Annotated in this window: 15 protein-coding genes and 4 tRNA genes; 12 read left to right on the top strand and 7 right to left on the bottom strand. The window is 64.7% G+C overall.

Annotated features, from left to right (window positions below; all coding sequences use genetic code 11):
• Positions 1 to 419: 419 nt before the first annotated feature.
• Positions 420 to 1,175 (bottom strand): UDP-2,3-diacylglucosamine diphosphatase, encoded by a 756-nt coding sequence (locus D579_RS0103680; RefSeq protein ID WP_018938840.1) that lies wholly within the window; start codon positions 1,173 to 1,175, stop codon positions 420 to 422.
• Positions 1,176 to 1,182: 7 nt separating this feature from the next.
• The gene (locus tag D579_RS0103675; RefSeq protein WP_026182001.1) at positions 1,183 to 1,698 is read right to left on the bottom strand and encodes a peptidylprolyl isomerase; all 516 of its coding nucleotides are present in this window, start codon (positions 1,696 to 1,698) and stop codon (positions 1,183 to 1,185) included.
• A gap of 199 nt (positions 1,699 to 1,897) precedes the next feature.
• Here D579_RS0103675 and gltX point away from each other — a divergent pair, with 199 nt between their 5' ends.
• Complete coding sequence (gltX, locus tag D579_RS0103670; protein ID WP_018951147.1) at positions 1,898 to 3,328, top strand: glutamate--tRNA ligase; 1,431 nt, start codon at positions 1,898 to 1,900, stop codon at positions 3,326 to 3,328.
• A gap of 48 nt (positions 3,329 to 3,376) precedes the next feature.
• On the opposite strand, the gene folD is transcribed toward gltX, so the two are convergent.
• Together folD and D579_RS0103660 are read right to left on the bottom strand one after the other, a co-directional pair.
• A complete protein-coding gene (gene folD / locus D579_RS0103665; RefSeq protein WP_018144036.1) occupies positions 3,377 to 4,240 on the bottom strand; it encodes a bifunctional methylenetetrahydrofolate dehydrogenase/methenyltetrahydrofolate cyclohydrolase FolD in 864 nt (287 codons plus the stop codon).
• 122 nt (positions 4,241 to 4,362) lie between these two features.
• A complete protein-coding gene (locus tag D579_RS0103660; RefSeq protein ID WP_018951146.1) occupies positions 4,363 to 5,238 on the bottom strand; it encodes a GGDEF domain-containing protein in 876 nt (291 codons plus the stop codon).
• 173 nt (positions 5,239 to 5,411) lie between these two features.
• Between D579_RS0103660 and D579_RS0103655 the strand changes: the two genes are divergently transcribed.
• The 5 genes from D579_RS0103655 (at position 5,412) to D579_RS0103635 (ending at position 6,492) form a co-directional block, all read left to right on the top strand.
• Positions 5,412 to 5,488: transfer RNA gene (locus D579_RS0103655), tRNA-Pro, on the top strand.
• Between the two features lie 67 nt (positions 5,489 to 5,555).
• Positions 5,556 to 5,632 (top strand) — tRNA-Arg (locus D579_RS0103650).
• Between the two features lie 40 nt (positions 5,633 to 5,672).
• Positions 5,673 to 5,748: transfer RNA gene (locus D579_RS0103645), tRNA-His, on the top strand.
• 19 nt (positions 5,749 to 5,767) lie between these two features.
• Positions 5,768 to 5,843, top strand: a tRNA-Lys gene (locus tag D579_RS0103640).
• Between the two features lie 193 nt (positions 5,844 to 6,036).
• Complete coding sequence (locus D579_RS0103635; protein WP_038038336.1) at positions 6,037 to 6,492, top strand: RT0821/Lpp0805 family surface protein; 456 nt, start codon at positions 6,037 to 6,039, stop codon at positions 6,490 to 6,492.
• Between the two features lie 125 nt (positions 6,493 to 6,617).
• Here D579_RS0103635 and soxB read toward each other — a convergent pair whose 3' ends face one another.
• From soxB to D579_RS0103620, 3 genes are all read right to left on the bottom strand, one after another.
• Positions 6,618 to 8,426, bottom strand: coding sequence for a thiosulfohydrolase SoxB (soxB, locus tag D579_RS0103630; RefSeq protein ID WP_018951145.1), 1,809 nt, complete (start codon positions 8,424 to 8,426; stop codon positions 6,618 to 6,620).
• Positions 8,427 to 8,536: 110 nt separating this feature from the next.
• Complete coding sequence (locus D579_RS0103625) at positions 8,537 to 9,979, bottom strand: M48 family metalloprotease (protein WP_018951144.1); 1,443 nt, start codon at positions 9,977 to 9,979, stop codon at positions 8,537 to 8,539.
• A 55-nt stretch (positions 9,980 to 10,034) separates the two neighbouring features.
• The gene (locus tag D579_RS0103620; RefSeq protein ID WP_018951143.1) at positions 10,035 to 10,388 is read right to left on the bottom strand and encodes a hypothetical protein; all 354 of its coding nucleotides are present in this window, start codon (positions 10,386 to 10,388) and stop codon (positions 10,035 to 10,037) included.
• Positions 10,389 to 10,586: 198 nt separating this feature from the next.
• On the opposite strand from D579_RS0103620, the gene D579_RS0103615 reads away from it, so the two are divergent.
• The 6 genes from D579_RS0103615 to D579_RS0103590 all read left to right on the top strand — a co-directional run bounded on the left by D579_RS0103615 (position 10,587) and on the right by D579_RS0103590 (position 15,458).
• Positions 10,587 to 10,916 carry a rhodanese-like domain-containing protein gene (locus D579_RS0103615; RefSeq protein WP_018144010.1) on the top strand — a complete coding sequence of 110 codons (330 nt, stop codon included), beginning with the start codon at positions 10,587 to 10,589 and terminating at the stop codon, positions 10,914 to 10,916.
• A 136-nt stretch (positions 10,917 to 11,052) separates the two neighbouring features.
• Positions 11,053 to 11,283 carry a sulfurtransferase TusA family protein gene (locus D579_RS0103610; RefSeq protein WP_018144009.1) on the top strand — a complete coding sequence of 77 codons (231 nt, stop codon included), beginning with the start codon at positions 11,053 to 11,055 and terminating at the stop codon, positions 11,281 to 11,283.
• 187 nt (positions 11,284 to 11,470) lie between these two features.
• The gene (locus tag D579_RS0103605; protein ID WP_017941141.1) at positions 11,471 to 12,145 is read left to right on the top strand and encodes a 4Fe-4S dicluster domain-containing protein; all 675 of its coding nucleotides are present in this window, start codon (positions 11,471 to 11,473) and stop codon (positions 12,143 to 12,145) included.
• A 43-nt stretch (positions 12,146 to 12,188) separates the two neighbouring features.
• A complete protein-coding gene (locus D579_RS0103600) occupies positions 12,189 to 13,595 on the top strand; it encodes a heterodisulfide reductase-related iron-sulfur binding cluster (RefSeq protein WP_018951142.1) in 1,407 nt (468 codons plus the stop codon).
• Positions 13,596 to 13,618: 23 nt separating this feature from the next.
• Positions 13,619 to 14,647 carry an FAD-dependent oxidoreductase gene (locus D579_RS0103595; RefSeq protein WP_018168414.1) on the top strand — a complete coding sequence of 343 codons (1,029 nt, stop codon included), beginning with the start codon at positions 13,619 to 13,621 and terminating at the stop codon, positions 14,645 to 14,647.
• Positions 14,586 to 15,458 (top strand): hypothetical protein, encoded by an 873-nt coding sequence (locus tag D579_RS0103590; RefSeq protein ID WP_018951141.1) that lies wholly within the window; start codon positions 14,586 to 14,588, stop codon positions 15,456 to 15,458. Before D579_RS0103595 ends, D579_RS0103590 begins: the two co-directional genes overlap by 62 nt.
• The last annotated feature ends 45 nt before the right edge of the window (positions 15,459 to 15,503 follow it).

The raw sequence follows: 15,503 nt of genomic DNA, 5'->3' as shown, positions 1-15,503 counted from the left end.
CCTCCCCGTTGTCGTCGCGCCGAGTGGAGAGGCTTTTCGCGGGATTCAAGGCGCTGGATGTCTGAGCGGAGCCGAAGGCGCAGCGAGTTCAGCGCCGCCCGCGAAAAGCCTCGGAGCGAGGGAAACCCCGGCCCGCGCAGCGGGCCGGGGTCGCGGCAGTCGGGCGTGTTTCTTGGGTACTTCTTTGCACGAGCAAAGAAGTACCTCGCGGTGCGCTCGCGAGAGAGCGCCTGGCAGGCGGTCAGACGAAGGCACGTAAACACCGGATGCCGATCCAGGACCAGCCTCAATATGCGGGGCTATCGATGCGTCGAAACGATTCGCTGTGCTCATCGGGACCCTGCGGGCTTTCTGTCAGGGCTAGGCGGGGGCGTTCGCGGGCAAGCCCGCTCCCACAACACTCGCTGTGGCGGATTCGATCAGGTGCAGAGGAGGTGCTCGGGGTAGGGCGAGCCGTCGAGTTGGCGCAGGACGGGGCCGGCCGCGCTGATCTCCAGGTAGCCGGGGTGTTCGTCCCAGGCGGGCAGGACGCAGCGCTGGCGTGGCTGGCCGTCGACGGTCAGCTTGTGGATCGCCGGGCGATGGGTGTGGCCGTGGATCATCAGCGGGACGTCGGCGTCGCGGAAGGTGTCGGCGACCGCCTCGGCATTGACGTCCATGATCGCGGCGGCCTTCATCTGGCCGCTGTCGCGGCTGGCGGCGCGCATGGCTTCGGCCTGGCGGATGCGTTCTTCCAGGGGATGGGCGAGAAACGTCCGTTGCCATTCGCCACTGCGTACTTGCTGGCGAAACGCCATGTGCTCGGTGTCGTCGGTGCACAGGGAGTCACCGTGCAGGAGCACGGCGGGTCCGCAGGGCAGTGCCGCATGCAGGGGGTCGGGAGCGAGCTGCATCCCCGCGCACGCCGCGTAGGCCTCGCCCACGAGAAAATCCCGATTGCCATGGATAAAGGCCACCGGGATGTCCAGGGTCTTCAGGCCTGCGGCGAGCCGTTCGGCAGCGGGAAAGCCGGCGTCGTCGCCGACCCAGTATTCGAACAGGTCGCCCAGGATGTACAGAGAGGAGGCCGCGCGCGCCGGCCCTTCGAGGAAGGCGAGCGTGGCCTCGAGCAGGGGGCCGGGTTCGCGATCCAGATGCAGGTCGGAGATGACCAGGGCCGGCGCGCGGGCACTCACGAAGAGGTTAGTCCTCGACGCGCTTGACGCTTTCCATCACGACCGGCTCCTGCGGTACGTCCTGGTGCATGCCGGCGCGGCCGGTGGGAAGGGCCTCGATCTTGCGCACCACGTCCATGCCCTCGGAGACCTTGCCGAACACGGCATAGCCCCAGCCCTGCGCGTTCGGGGCCGTGTGGTTCAGGAAGTCGTTGTCGTTCACGTTGATGAAGAACTGCGCGGTGGCGGAATGCGGGTCCTGGGTACGCGCCATGGAGATCGCACCGACCTCGTTCTTCAGGCCGTTGTCCGCTTCGTTGCGGATCGGCTCGCCCGCGGACTTCTGGTTCATGTCCTTGTCGAAGCCGCCGCCCTGGACCATGAAGCCCGGGATCACGCGGTGAAAGATCGTGCCGTCGAAGAAGCCGTCATCCACGTAGGAGAGGAAGTTGGCGACCGTCTCCGGGGCGGCTTCGGCGTTGAGTTCCAGCACGATGCGGCCGTGGTTGGTTTCGATTGCGACCTGCGGATGGGTGTCGGCCATGAGGGCTCCTGATGTGAAGAGGGTGATCAGCAGGGTGGCCAGCACGACGCCGAGCCGGGTGCGGATGCGTTGCATTGGACTGACCTCCGGAAGATAAGACCGGCAATGGTACCCGCCACTGGCAAGGCCTGCCAGCATGCCGGAAGTGTGTGTGGGCGTGAGGGCGAGGCGCTGGTGAGCCGGTGGACGCTCCGCTACCATGCGCGCGATGACGAACTCGATAATCCGCACCCGCTTCGCCCCCAGTCCCACCGGCCTGTTGCACCTGGGCAATGTACGCACGGCGCTGTTCAGCGCCCTGCGGGCCCGTTCGCGCGGAGGGCATTTCCTGCTGCGCATCGAGGACACCGACGCCGAGCGCTCGCGCCCGGAGTTCGTTGACGCGCTGCAGCGCGATCTGCGCTGGCTCGGGCTGGACTGGGACGAAGGCTTTGGTGCCGGGGGCGATGCAGGCCCCTACGCGCAGTCCGAGCGCGGCGAACTCTATGCGGGCTATTACAGCCAGCTGATCGACAAGGGGCTTGCCTATCCCTGCTTCTGTTCGCCCGCAGAGCTGGAGCGCGGGCGCAAGCGCATGCGTGCCCAGGGCAAGCCGCCGCGCTATCCCGGGACCTGCGCCCATCTGAGTGCGGAGGAGGGCGGCCGGCGCGAGGCCGAGGGGCAAAAGCCCACGCTGCGTTTTCGTGTGCCACTGGGCCGGACCATCCGCTTCGAGGACGGGGTGCGTGGGCCGGTCAGCTTCCGTACCGACGAGATCGGTGATTTCGTGATTCGCCGATCCGATGGCACGCCGGCCTTCTTCTTCTCCAACGCGATCGATGATGCCCTGATGGGTGTGACCGACGTGGTGCGCGGCGAGGACCATATCGCCAACACGCCGCGGCAGATGCTGCTGCTGGAGGCGCTGGGCCTCGCGGCACCCGCGTATCACCACCTGCCGCTGGTGATGGGGCAGGACGGGGCGCCGCTGTCCAAGCGCAATGGTTCCGCGAGCGTCGAGGAGTTGCGGACGAAGGGCTATCTGCCGGTCGCGATCCTGAACCACCTGGCGCGTCTTGGGCATCGCTACGAGAGCGATGCCCTGCTGTCGCCCACGGAGCTGGCGGCCGGATTCAGCCCCGAGCGTATTGGTCACAGCGCGGCGCGGCATGATCCGCAGCAGCTGGATCACTGGCAGTCAGAGGCCCTGCGCAGCCTTTCGGATGCCGAGATGCAGGCCTACCTGGAGGCGGCGGGGGTGCTGGAGGCGGTGGCCGCCGAGCAGCGCCCGGCGTTGGCGCGGCTGCTGCGCGACAACATCACCCGCGCCGAGGAGGCGCCACTGTGGGTCGCGGCGTTCGCCGCCGATCCGGCGCCGTACAGCGCGGCCGCGCGCGAGGAACTGACGGCCGCAGGTCCGGGTTTCTTTAACGCTGGGCTGGATGCGCTGGATGCGGCCGAGGATTTTCCCGCCCTGGCCAAGGCGGTGGGGCAGGCCACCGAGCGCAAGGGGCGCAAGCTGTTCATGCCGTTGCGGGCGGCGTTGTCCGGGCAGACCTTTGGGCCGGAGCTGCCGCGTATCTGGGAGTATCTGGGGCGCGAGCGCGTGCGTTTGCGCCTGGAAGCCGCGCGTCGTCGCGCAGCGGGCTGAACCCGCGAGGAGCAAGTGTGCCCGCCGGCGGGCGGCGGGCGCCATCGTTCAGGCCGCTTCGTGGGTCCCGAAGGCGCGGGCGCGCAGGGTGTTGTCCAGCAGCATCGCCACGGTCATCGGGCCGACCCCGCCCGGCACGGGCGTGATCCAGGCGGCCTTCTCGGCGGCGGCGTCGAACTCCACGTCGCCGGTCAGGGTGCCGTCGTCGCGGCGGTTGATGCCGATGTCGATCACGGTGGCGCCGGGCTTGATCCAGTCACCCTTGACCAGGCCGGGCTTGCCGACCGCGGCGACCACGATGTCGGAGTGCCGTGCAATGGCGGCGGTATCCGGGGTGAAGCGATGGCAGATGGTCGGGGTCGCACCGGCCAGCAGCAGTTCCAGGGCCATGGGTCGGCCGACGATATTGGAGGCGCCGATCACGCACGCCGTGCGGCCCTTGAACGGTTCCTCGATATGCCGCAGCAGCTGGATGACGCCCCAGGGGGTGCAGGGGCGCAGGCGCGGCACGCGCGCCACCAGGCGGCCGACGTTGTACGGGTGGAAGCCGTCCACGTCCTTGGCCGGGGAGATGCGCTCGATCACCGTCTCGGGGTCAATGTGATCCGGCAGCGGCAGCTGGACCAGGATGCCGTCGATGGTGCGGTCGGCATTGAGCTGGTCGATCAGCGCCAGCAGATCGGTCTGCGGCGTGCCCGCGGGCAGGTCATAGGAGTGCGAGACCACACCCACCTGTTCGCAGGCCTTGCGCTTGTTGCGCACATAGACCTCGGAGGCCGGGTTGGTCCCGACCAGCACCACGGCGAGGCCCGGCGGACGCAGGTCGCGGGCGGTCATGGATTCGATCTCGGTCGCGATTCTTGCGCGGTGGGTCTGGCCAATCGCGCGTCCATCGATGATCTGGGCCGTCATGGGGTCTCGCCTCCGGGGGAACGCCCGCGATCTTCCCATGGCGGGCGCGGGGGCTCAAGCGATTTGCCGGGCGGAATCTGCATGGGGGCGAGGCGGATGCCTCGGCCAGCGGAGGTGCCTGGCTACAGGGCCGCCGAGAGGCCGCTTGCGGGCGCACTGGCCTCGCAGCGGTTGCGCCCGTCCTGTTTGGCGCGATAGAGCGCGTCGTCGGCACGGGCAACCAGGGTCCCGGCGGTGTCCCTGGATTTCGGGTTCGCGTCGAGGCTGGCGATGCCGACGCTGACCGTGACCGTCAGGGTATCCGGTGCGCAGGGCGGGGCGGCCTGGTGCCCGGTCAGGGTGATCGGGTGGCCGGATATGGCTTCGCGCAGCTTCTCGCCCAGCGCCATGGCTGCCTTGAGGTCGGTATGCGGGGCGACGACGACGAACTCCTCCCCGCCGAAGCGCGCGGCAAGGTCGGAGCGCCGCAGGACTTGCTGCATGCGTTCGGCCAGGGTCGTCAGGATGTAGTCCCCGATCAGGTGGCCCAGGCGGTCATTGATCGGCTTGAACTGGTCGATATCCAGCATCACGACGGACAATGGCTGGCCGTAGCGCCGGGCGCGGGATACTTCCTCGTCCAGCCGGCGATCCATGTGCCGGCGGTTGAACAGGCCGGTCAGCGGGTCGGTGATGGATTCGTGTTCCAGCCGCGTAATGTGGCGGATCTTCTCCACCGAGCTATGGGTCAGACCGACCACGGTGCAGACGAAACAGCCCCCGAGGAGGAAGATGGCTGGCACCAGGAGGTCGGGCAGGCCCTCGTAGAGCCCCCAGTTCAGCGGGATGTAGCCGAAATAGCCGAGGATAAAGACCGGGACCAGAAAGAACATCATCTTCCAGCCGGTGCGGACCCGGCTCTCGGGGAGCTCGCGCAGCAGACGGGCGAGTGTCCATTGGGCATACAGGAGGCCGCTTGCCCCCAATACAATGGCTGTGTTGGCTACCCAGTCGAGCATCCGTCCCCTCCGCGCTCGCGACCCTGCGAACGTCCCGAGCCGACGTTAGCACGGGGCCGCGCCCGAGGGGAGGGCATTGCAGGCGGAATCTGTTGATGAATGTTGACCGCGAACCCCTCGCGGGGCTACCATCCTGCGCTCGCTGTGTAGGCCCTTTAGCGGGGACGGCTCGACGGGGTATAGCGCAGTCTGGTAGCGCGCCTGCTTTGGGAGCAGGATGTCGGGGGTTCGAATCCCTCTACCCCGACCATGGCTCCCGGCCACGGTTTTCCGGCAGGCTCGGATCAGGCGCCATGGCCTCAATGCTCGGCGGTAACGCGCTCGTAGCTCAACCGGATAGAGCATCGGCCTTCTAAGCCGACGGTTGCAGGTTCGAGTCCTGCCGGGCGCGCCAGGGCCGCCCTTCGCGCAAGTAGCTGTACAGTGACACGGTGGTGACCGTAGCTCAGTTGGTAGAGTCCCGGATTGTGACTCCGGTTGTCGTGGGTTCGAGTCCCATCGGTCACCCCACCCCCTTTTTTTGTTCAGGGGGCCGTTAGCTCAATTGGTAGAGCAGTGGACTCTTAATCCATTGGTTGTAGGTTCGATTCCTACACGGCCCACCATTTTCTTTCCCGCTTTTCCCGATTGATCTCAAATAACGCCGCAGGCGTGTAGCGGATCCCTTTGCCGTTTTCGGTTTGGCGAAGGATGGGGCGGCATATCTCCAGTTCTTTCACCTTCCGTTCAGATGCGCGGGCGTAGTCTGTTTGCGTGTTCGTGTATCAGTGCGGTTTGTGCCGTCGGGAGGCTGGAAAGATGACAGGCAGAATTTTAATGATCCTGATGCTGGCGGGTTTGGTGGCCCTCCTGGCGGGGTGTCAGACGGTGAGCAAGCAGCAGACCGGGGCCCTGATCGGGGGTGCGGCCGGCGGTGTCATCGGCAGTCAGATCGGCGGCGGGCGCGGGCGTACTGCGGCGATTATTGCCGGGACCCTGGCGGGTGCGGCGGTTGGCGGTTCGGTGGGGCGGAGCATGGATGACGTGGACCGGATGCGCGTGTCGCGTACGCTGGAGACGGTCCCGGATCGCCAGAGCTCGACCTGGCGCAACCCGAATACCGGGCATCAGTACCACGCTACACCGACCCGGACCTACCGCTCCTCGGGGCAGGACTGCCGCGAGTACCAGGTGCAGGCCACCATGGACGGCTACCCCGAAACGATTAACGGCACGGCCTGCCGTGATGCCAGCGGGCGCTGGGTGGATGTTTAGAGAGAACCTCGGTGCCCCGGGCGGCTTGTCCGGAGACGGGTCACCCGGAAGGCGGCCACAAAAAAGCCCCGCATGAGCGGGGCTTTCTCGTTCCGGGGTTGCCCCCGGAAGGGGGCGCGAACCGATCAGGACCTGCGGTACATGTCCTCGGTGGTCGGGACGTAGCCGAGGTTGTCCTCGCCGATGCCCTTGACCTTCGGTTCGTTGAGGTCGCTGATGCGCACATTGCCGTCCTGGCTGCGCAGGTAGTCGGCGACGCCGTCCCAGATGTCGACCCCGACACCGCCGGGCACGCTCTGCTGCACGCTGGCCCAGCCGGCGACGACGTATTCCTTGTCGGCGTCCAGCTTCTTGCCGTCCAGTTCCATTTCGGAGATCCGGTTGCCGGCACTGGCGCTCGGGTCGATGGCGTACTTCAGGCCGCCGACACGGACCATGTCGCCACCCTGCTGGTAGAACGGGTCGGCGTTGTACAGGTTGTCGGCCACGTCTTCCAGGATGTCCTTGATCTGGGCCCCGGTAAAGGCGTTGCGGGTCATCTCCGGGTAGGTGAGACCGGTCTGGTCCATCACGTGCTCGAATGTGATCGGCATGCCCGGCAACACGGTGGTGCCCCAGCGGAAGCCCGGGGAGAACGAGATCTGCGCATCGTTGTATTCAATCAGGCCATCGCAGATCAGCTGGTCGAAGGTGCCGTTGAAGTTGCCGCGGCGGAACAGCAGGTCCTCGGTGACTGCCAGTTCCTCGGACAGCTTCTCCTCCATGTTGAAGGTCTCGCCCTTCCAGGTGACCTCGCTGTTGCGCATGTTGTGGATGTAGGTCGCCATTGCCGGGTCTTCCGGCAGCATCTCGGCGAACACCGGCACCAGGCGGTATTCCCAGTCCTTGATTGCGCCGTCGCGGAAATCGAAGTCCAGCACGCCGACGAACTTGGCGTTGGAGCCGGCATTGGTGACCAGGCAGGTTCCGCCGTCGGGGCGCTCGACTGGCAGGGGCTGCGGCACGGCGTCATGGGTATGGCCGCCCATGATGGCGTCCAGGCCCTCGACCATGCCGGCCATCTTGATGTCCACGTCCATGCCGTTGTGCGACAGGGCAACGACGATCTCGGCGCCTTCGGCACGCGCGTCGTTGACGGTCTCCTGCATGTCGTCCGGACGGATGCCGAAGGACCACTGCTCGACCATCCAGCGCGGGTTGGCGATCGGGGTGTAGGGGAAGGCCTGGCCCACCACCGCCACGTTCACGCCGTTCATCTCGCGGATCACGTAGGGCTTGAAGATGCGGTCACCCCAGTCCACGTCGCGGACGTTCTGGGCGACGAAGTCGATGCCGGCATCGGCGAAGTCGCCGTTCACGACCTCTTCTACACGGTCCGCGCCGTAGGTGAATTCCCAGTGACCGGTCATGACGTCGATGCCCAGCAGTTTCTGTGCATCGACCATGTCCTGCGCGTTGGTCCACAGCGCGGAGCCGGAGCCGCCGCCCCAGGTGTCGCCGCCGTCCAGCAGGAGGGCGTTGGGTCGCGAGTCACGCAGCTTGTTGATCAGCGTCTTCAGATGCGCAAAGCCGCCTACGCGACCGTACTGTTCGGCCGCTTCCATGAAATTCAGGTTGGTATAGGCGTGGGCGTAGATGCTGTCGCGTTCGATGTCGTAATGCTTGAGGAAGTGCTCGCTCACGATGTGCGGCGGACGGTTACGCATGTCCGCCACGCCGAGGTTGACGTTTGGCTCGCGGAAGTACACCGGCTTCAGCTGGGCGTGGCAGTCGGTGTAGTGCAGCAGGTGCACATTGCCGAAGCGATCCAGGGTGTCGTAGGGATCACCCGCAGTGCCGCCCTTGTTGTTGCTGCAAGCGGCGGTGCCCAGGGGGAAACCGGCGGCGCTGGCGGCGGCCAGTAACTGCATGAATTCTCGGCGTGAGATGTGCATGAGGAGTTCTACCTCTCTTGTCCGGGTGTATTGGTGGTGGGTTTTCGGGCAGTTCTATGACTGTCGGTAGACGAATGGTCCTGCGGGAACATTCCCCGCGTACGCGGTTTCTATCGCCGGTCCTCGCGCGCCTCGCGTGCGGTCTCTCGGGCCGTGTCGCGCTTGTCTTCGATGCGTTGACGGTCGCGCTCGCTGGCATCCGAGGCGTCCATTCCCGCCTCGAACTGGCGCACGGCCTCCTCGTACTGGGCGCGATGAAAGAAGTATTCGGCCATGGCCTCGCGGCTGATTGCAATATACCCGGCCGCGTCCGCGATGTCCGCCTGCAGGCGCAGGAGCTCCGGATTGGGGGCCGCCTCGCGGCGGATCATGTCGGACAGGATGCGAATGGCGCGGTCGGGCTGCCCGAGGTCGCGGTGGACCCGGGCCAGGCGTTCGCGGATCACCGGGTGGCCGGGGTACACCGCGTCCAGATCCTCCAGCCGTTCCAGCGCCGCGCTGTGTTCGCCTTCCTCGCGCAGCAGTGCTGCGAACGCGAGTTCGAGGGTCAGTCCGGGGGCGTCCGCTGCATCGAGGCGTTCGAGCTGTTCGCGGGCGCGGCCGGGTTCTCCACGTTCGAGATAGGCGACCGCCGCCCCGTAGCGCTGCTGGGGCGAGGGGGTGCCTGTTGCGCGGAAGCGTTCCAGGGTTCGCCGGGGATCCTGCAGCGCCTGCATGCGCGCCTGCATCCACTGGAATTCGGGGCCGCGGTTGCGGGTGTCGCTGGCAGTCATCTGGTTTGCGCGGTTGCGGGCGTCGGTGATCCGGTCGAGGGTGACCGGGTGCGTGCGCAGGTACTCCGGCACCTGGTCGCCGACCCCGCGCGAGAGCTCTTGCAGGCGTTCGAAGAAATCGGCCATCGCATTGGGGTCGAAGCCGGTGCCTTGCAGTATCTGCATCCCGGCCCGATCCGCCTCGGCCTCGTTTGCGCGGGTGAAGTTGATCTGTTGCTGGATGCCGCCGGCCACACCCCCGGTAATGATGGCCGAGCCCAGGGTCGGATCCACCGCCGAGGCAAGGATGCCCGCCAGAATGGCGAGGCCGGTGGTGAAATTGATGTCGCGCCCGCGCGCGAACATGCGCGCGAGGTGACGTTGGGTAACGTGGGCGATTTCGTGTGCGACCACGGCGGCCAGTTCGGCCTCGTCGCGGACCTCCAGCATCAGACCCGCATGGATGCCGATAATGCCCCCGGGCATCGCGAAGGCGTTCACCTGGCTGTTGTCGATGGTCAGGAAGTAGAACGGCCCATCGGCGCTGGGTGCGTTGGCCAGCAACTGGCGTCCCAGGGAGTCGACATAAAAGACGATCTCGGGATCGGTCACCAGGGGGGCGCTGCGGCGGACCTCGCGCAGCAGGGAGCGGCCGAGCTCGCGTTCTTCCGCCGGGGTCAGTACGCCGCCGGAGGCCTCGCCCAGGTCGGGCAGGGAAACGCCACTGGAGTGGGCGGGTGGTACCGCCAGGCTCGCCACCACCAGAAGGGCGGCGAGCAGGAAATGGACAATAGAACGCATGCCGCGAGGGCCGGCGGGCGCCGGCCCTCTGGTGTGGGCATGCCGGGGGCGGTCGTTACTTGCCAAGCCCCGGGGCCGACGAATAGGTGCGCATGCTGTCGCGGGTTTCCCACAGCTTCGGCTTGAGCATCGCCGCAGGCACCATGAACTTCTTGCGGTCCAGCACCTTGTGGGTGCGGACGAGCTTGATGACGTCGTCATAGTCCATCTTGAACAGCAGGCCCACGTCGCCGCCGGAGGTACGCCGCGCGATCATGTAGTTGTCCTGCATGTCGTGCACGTAGATGTTGGCAGGGCGCAGCTTGCCGTTTTCGTCTTTCAGCGTGACGGCATAGTGGCCGTCGACCTGGAATTCGCTCTTGTCCACCGGGATATCCTCCGCGAAGCAATGAAGCCGATGTGTCTGCATCAGCGTTTTCTTAAGCGTGGGCGACGATAGCAGAACTTTTCGTCCCGGGCGACCATCCACCTCTCCTCGCTTGGTCTTGTTTGCATTTCCGATCGGTTTCGCTATGCTCCGCGCCCACTCCTTGCGTAGAGCGGCCGCCGGTCAGAGCTCGCGCGACGAGTACGGCATCCCCCGCAAGTGAAAGACCCGGAGCGCAGCGTGTACGGATTTACCGAGATCACCCCGGACGAACTGGAGCAGTGGCGCAACGAGGGCAAGAGCTTTCGTTTGCTGGATGTGCGCTCGCCGGGCGAGACCGGTCGCGGCGTTATCCCGGGGGCAGAGCTTGTCCCGCTGGCCACTTTGCCGCTGCGCAAGGACGAGTTCACCGGTAGCGATGCGCCGGTGGTCATTTACTGTCAGAGTGGGGCGCGTTCCGCCCAGGCCTGCGCCTTTCTCGCCCAACAGGGCGTGGACTGTGCAAGCAGCCTGCGCGGCGGCATTGTCGGGTGGGCCCAGACCGGAAAACCGGTGGTAAGCCCGGATTAGAATTCGGTTGTATTCCGATGCCGATTCGCCTATAAGGGGGAATTCGGTTGATTACCGTTCGGTAATGGCTGCAGCGCACGGGGCCCAACCGAACCGCAGTACACGACTGATAAAACGCACTCAAAGGAGAGAAACGATGGCCAACTTTGACCAAGAACTCGATGCTTCCGGCCTGAACTGCCCGCTGCCGATCCTGCGCGCCAAGAAGGCGCTGGCCGCGATGGACGCCGGCCAGGTTCTGCACATCATCGCGACCGACCCGGGCGCCGTGAAGGACTTCCAGGCGTTTTCCAAGCAGACCGGCAACGAGCTGATGGAGCACAAGGAAGAAGGCGGCAAGTTCTACTTCCTGATCAAGAAGGGCTAAGGCGCTTCAAGTGCTTGATTCGGGGCGGCAATTCGCAAGGGTTGCCGCCCCGAATCCTGAATAACGATGGTTGCCATGCGGTAACTGGATTGGTGCCTGGACGAGGTCTAGGCTGGCTGCGCAAGGTTCACAAGAAACCTGCATCGCCTAAAGCGAAGAGGTGTGAGATATGGCGACATACGCTGAGATGCAGCAAATCTTCGACGATATTCGTGGAGATTTTCGCTACGACCACGAGCTTAACGGCTGCCTGAACTGCGGCATCTGCACGGCCACGTGTCCGTCCGCCCAGTTCTACGATTACTCGCCGCGCGAGATCGTGCAGCTGCTCTGGACCGAGAACGTCGAGCAGATCTACGACGCGATGCAGGAAAAGATCTGGGCCTGCGCCCAGTGCATGACCTGTGCGGCGCGCTGCCCGTTCAAGAACTCCCCCGGTGGCCTGGTCGCGATCATGCGCGAAGTGGCCATCAAGCACGAGATGCAGTCCGCCAAGGACGTGCTTCGTCCGTTCGGCCGCGTCATGCTCAAGCTGATCACCACGGGGAACCAGCTGTCTCCCGATATGATCCAGCCCGATCACTTCCCTGACTGGGGCCCCAACATCCAGAAGGTGGAAGGTGATCTGCGCATCCTGCGCAAGGCGATTCCGGTGAAGACGCTGCAGACGGTCGAGACCGCCTGGGAAGTGTCCCTGAAGACCTCGGTGGAGATGTACACCATCTGGGAAATGACCGGAGTCCTGAAGTCCCTCGAGCTGATGGACGAGAATCTCTTCGACGTGATCGAAGACTTCATCGACGAGAAGCGCGAGGACTACGAAGACTGGCTCGAGGAGCAGGAAGAGGAAGACGACGAGTAAGTCGTCCACCGATTCCCGCATCCAAGACATCAGGAGAAGCGTTATGAGTGAACAGACCCCAGGCAATCACAACCAGAATGGTGAAGGCGCTGGCGCCGGCACCATGAAGCCCGGTTCCCACAACACTGACGGGCAGGGCATCGCCGGTCACGGTTCGTTCTTCCAGTCGACCGATCTGTCGAAGGAAGACGCAGTCAAGGCCACCGACTGGGTGCGCAAGCACGTCGACCGCCGCACCGTCGACCTTGGCGACCGCATGGACGACGTCCGCGAGCACATGTACGAGCTCGAGAAGGACGGCCAGATCATCATTCATCGCATCAACGATGAACACGAGCCGATGTCGGTGAAGACCCTGTTCGGCTGGGACAAGAAGGTCCCGACCAAGCAGCTGTGGCACCACAAGTCCTGTGGCCAGTGCGGGAACATTCCTGGCTACCCGACCTCGCTGCTGTGGTTCATGAACAAGTTCGGCTTCGAGCCGGGCAAGGACTACCTCGACGAAACCGACCAGACTTCCTGCACCGCGTGGAACTACCACGGCTCCGGTATCGGGAACGTCGAATCGCTCGCTGCCGTGTTCCTGCGCAACTTCCACCAGGCCTATGTCTCCGGCAAGCAGCATGGCCACGAGCTGGGTCATTTCTTCCCGCTGGTGCATTGCGGCACCTCCTTCGGTAACTACAAGGAGATCCGCAAGTACCTGATCGAGTCCGCCGAGCTGCGCGAGAAGGTCACCAAGATCCTCGGCAAGCTGGGTCGCCTGGTCGACGGCAAGCTGGTCATCCCGGAAGAGATCATCCACTACTCCGAGTGGGTGCACGTGATGCGTAACCGTATCGCTTCCGAGCTGCAGACCATCGACGTCTCCCACATCCGCACCACCGCCCACGTGGCCTGCCATTACTACAAGATGGTCCACGAGGACGCGGTGTACGATCCGACCGTGCTGGGCGGCAACCGTACCGCGATCATCACCTCCACCGCCCAGGCTCTGGGTGCACAGGTGATCGACTACTCCACGTGGTACGACTGCTGCGGCTTCGGCTTCCGCCACATCATCTCCGAGCGCGAATTCACTCGCTCGTTCACGATGGATCGCAAGATCCGCGTGGCCCGCGAGGAAGCCAACGCCGACGTGATGCTGGCCAACGATACCGGCTGTGTCACGACCATGGACAAGAACCAGTGGATCGGCAAGGCACATAACCAGAACTTCCAGATCCCGATCATGGCGGAAGTCCAGTTCGCGGCCCTGGCCTGCGGTGCGGACCCGTTCAAGATCGTCCAGCTGCAGTGGCACGCGTCGCCCTGCGAGGACCTGGTCGAGAAGATGGGCATGTCCTGGTCCGAGGCCAAGAAGACCTTCCAGGAATACCTGAAGGAAGTCGAAGCCGGCAATATCGAATACCTCTACAATCCTGAACTCGCTTACGGGGGCAAGGTCTGATGCAGCAAGATACCGTTCTAGTAGTGGGTGGTGGGCCGGCCGGTCTGGCCGCTGCCGCCAATGTCAACTCGGCCGGCTACAAGGCCGTGGTGGTCGAGAAGGAAGACGTCCTCGGCGGCGCCCCGATCCTGTCGGGTTACGCCAAGCTGGTGCCTTCCGGCGAGTGGGCCAAGGACGCCATTGGTCGCATGGTCAAGCGCGTGGAAGACGACGCCAACTCGACCGTGCACAAGAGCGCCAAGGTCGAGAAGCTGGAAGGCGAGGCGGGTAACTTCACCGCCACGCTGACCAACGGCGAATCCGTCCAGGCGGGCGCCGTGGTTCTGGCAACCGGCTTCACCCATTTTGACTCCATCAACAAGCCGGAGTGGGGTTTTGGCACATATGAAGACGTGCTGACCACCACCCAGATGGAGCAGATGGTGGGCAGTGGCAAGATCGCCTGCCCGTCGGACGGCCGTGTGCCGGAGCGTGTCTGCATCCTGCTGTGCGTGGGCTCCCGTGACCGTCAGATCGGTCGCGAATGGTGCTCCAAGATCTGCTGCACCGTCTCCGCCAACCTGGCGATGGAGATCAAGGAGATCTCGCCGGAAACCGACGTGTTCATCTACTACATGGACATCCGGACCTTCGGCCTGTACGAAGACAAGTTCTACTGGAAGTCCCAGGAAGAGTTCAAAACCAAGTTCGTCAAGGCCCGTATCGCGGAAGTGACGGCCTCGGGCGATGGTCGCCTGCTGGTCAAGGGTGAAGATACCCTGGTCAAGCGCCCGATCATCATCCCGTTCGATATTGTCGTGCATGCCATTGGCATGGATCCGAACGCCGATAACCCCGAGCTTTCCCAGGTGTTCGGTATCGGCCTCGAGAAGCACGGCTTCATCGAGAAGGCCGAGCAGTACACCAACACCTGTGGCACCACCCGCAAGGGAATCTACTCCTGCGGTGCGGCCTACGGTCCCGAGACGATCGACGACTCGATCGCCCAGGGTGCCGCCGCCGGTGGCCGCGCGGTTGCGGATCTGCATGCGCTGGTTCAGAAAGCCGGCTGAGGTCGTCAGCGACGAGGCGGCTTCGGGGCTCGCCCCGGAGCCGCTTGAGGTTACCTTTGACAAGGAGATCCTCGCGTCCAAGCTCTCCACCCTGAAAGGGGCCATCGCCGAAGCGGGCGGGGTCGATGGGTTGGAGACGTTCATCGAGGCCTTGCGTTCGAAGCACGAAGTCTTTGCGGCGATCGTGGCCAAGGGCGACGAGATCGATGCAGAGGATGTTCGGGCCCTTGGGGGGCTGGTCTTTTCGGTTCGCCGGAAGCTGGTCACCCTGATGGCGGAACGGCAAGGGGCCCTGGTGGACGGGGTGCGTGCGCTGGTCCACCCGGATGTGGATGTCAACGAACGCCTGGCCGCATTCGCGGACCTGGCGGCGGATGACAAGAAACTGCGCCGGGCGATCTGGGACTTCGGTGCCGAGATCCTGCATTTTGCAGATCCCGAGGCTGTGCCACTGGCTTGCCGTTGGGTCTGGGATACGTCGACCACGACGGGGTCGTTGCGCGAGTTCATTCGCGCCAACGACACGCTTCGGTCAATCCCGATCGGGGAGTCAGTTGGTGCGATCGAAGGGGCGCGGCGCTGGTTTTACGAGGCGCTGGCGGAAGAGGGCTTTTACCGTGACCTGCCGTTTGTAACGGATCTGGTCTGGGTCCAGGCCTATTCGGACTACGCCCGATCGCTGTCGATGAGTTTAGGGATGATCGACAACCAGTTTGGTGGCAAGCAGGATCCGCTCGAGCTGGCGGTGAAGATGCTGGGGATCGATTCCCCGGAAGGTCGCCTGAAAGGAACCGATGCGTCGCTGCATTGAATAACGGAACGAACTTGAGCCTGGCAAGACAGGTTTTCGGAGAGA

The organism is Thioalkalivibrio sp. AKL12, from assembly GCF_000377925.1.
In the GTDB taxonomy this organism is placed as follows: domain Bacteria; phylum Pseudomonadota; class Gammaproteobacteria; order Ectothiorhodospirales; family Ectothiorhodospiraceae; genus Thioalkalivibrio; species Thioalkalivibrio versutus.
Note: the sequence above shows the minus strand (reverse complement) of the source record. Positions and strands in the feature narration are given on the sequence as shown.

Bases quoted from the DNA above. Each gene is read 5' to 3' on its own strand.
- D579_RS0103675 (WP_026182001.1), bottom strand. From the start codon at position 1,698: ATGGCCGACACCCATCCGCAGGTCGCAATCGAAACCAACCACGGCCGC.
- gltX (WP_018951147.1), top strand. From the start codon at position 1,898: ATGCGCGCGATGACGAACTCGATAATCCGCACCCGCTTCGCCCCCAGT.
- folD (WP_018144036.1), bottom strand. From the start codon at position 4,240: ATGACGGCCCAGATCATCGATGGACGCGCGATTGGCCAGACCCACCGC.
- D579_RS0103660 (WP_018951146.1), bottom strand. From the start codon at position 5,238: ATGCTCGACTGGGTAGCCAACACAGCCATTGTATTGGGGGCAAGCGGC.
- D579_RS0103635 (WP_038038336.1), top strand. From the start codon at position 6,037: ATGACAGGCAGAATTTTAATGATCCTGATGCTGGCGGGTTTGGTGGCC.
- soxB (WP_018951145.1), bottom strand. From the start codon at position 8,426: ATGCACATCTCACGCCGAGAATTCATGCAGTTACTGGCCGCCGCCAGC.
- D579_RS0103625 (WP_018951144.1), bottom strand. From the start codon at position 9,979: ATGCGTTCTATTGTCCATTTCCTGCTCGCCGCCCTTCTGGTGGTGGCG.
- D579_RS0103620 (WP_018951143.1), bottom strand. From the start codon at position 10,388: ATGCAGACACATCGGCTTCATTGCTTCGCGGAGGATATCCCGGTGGAC.
- D579_RS0103610 (WP_018144009.1), top strand. From the start codon at position 11,053: ATGGCCAACTTTGACCAAGAACTCGATGCTTCCGGCCTGAACTGCCCG.
- D579_RS0103605 (WP_017941141.1), top strand. From the start codon at position 11,471: ATGCAGCAAATCTTCGACGATATTCGTGGAGATTTTCGCTACGACCAC.
- D579_RS0103600 (WP_018951142.1), top strand. From the start codon at position 12,189: ATGAGTGAACAGACCCCAGGCAATCACAACCAGAATGGTGAAGGCGCT.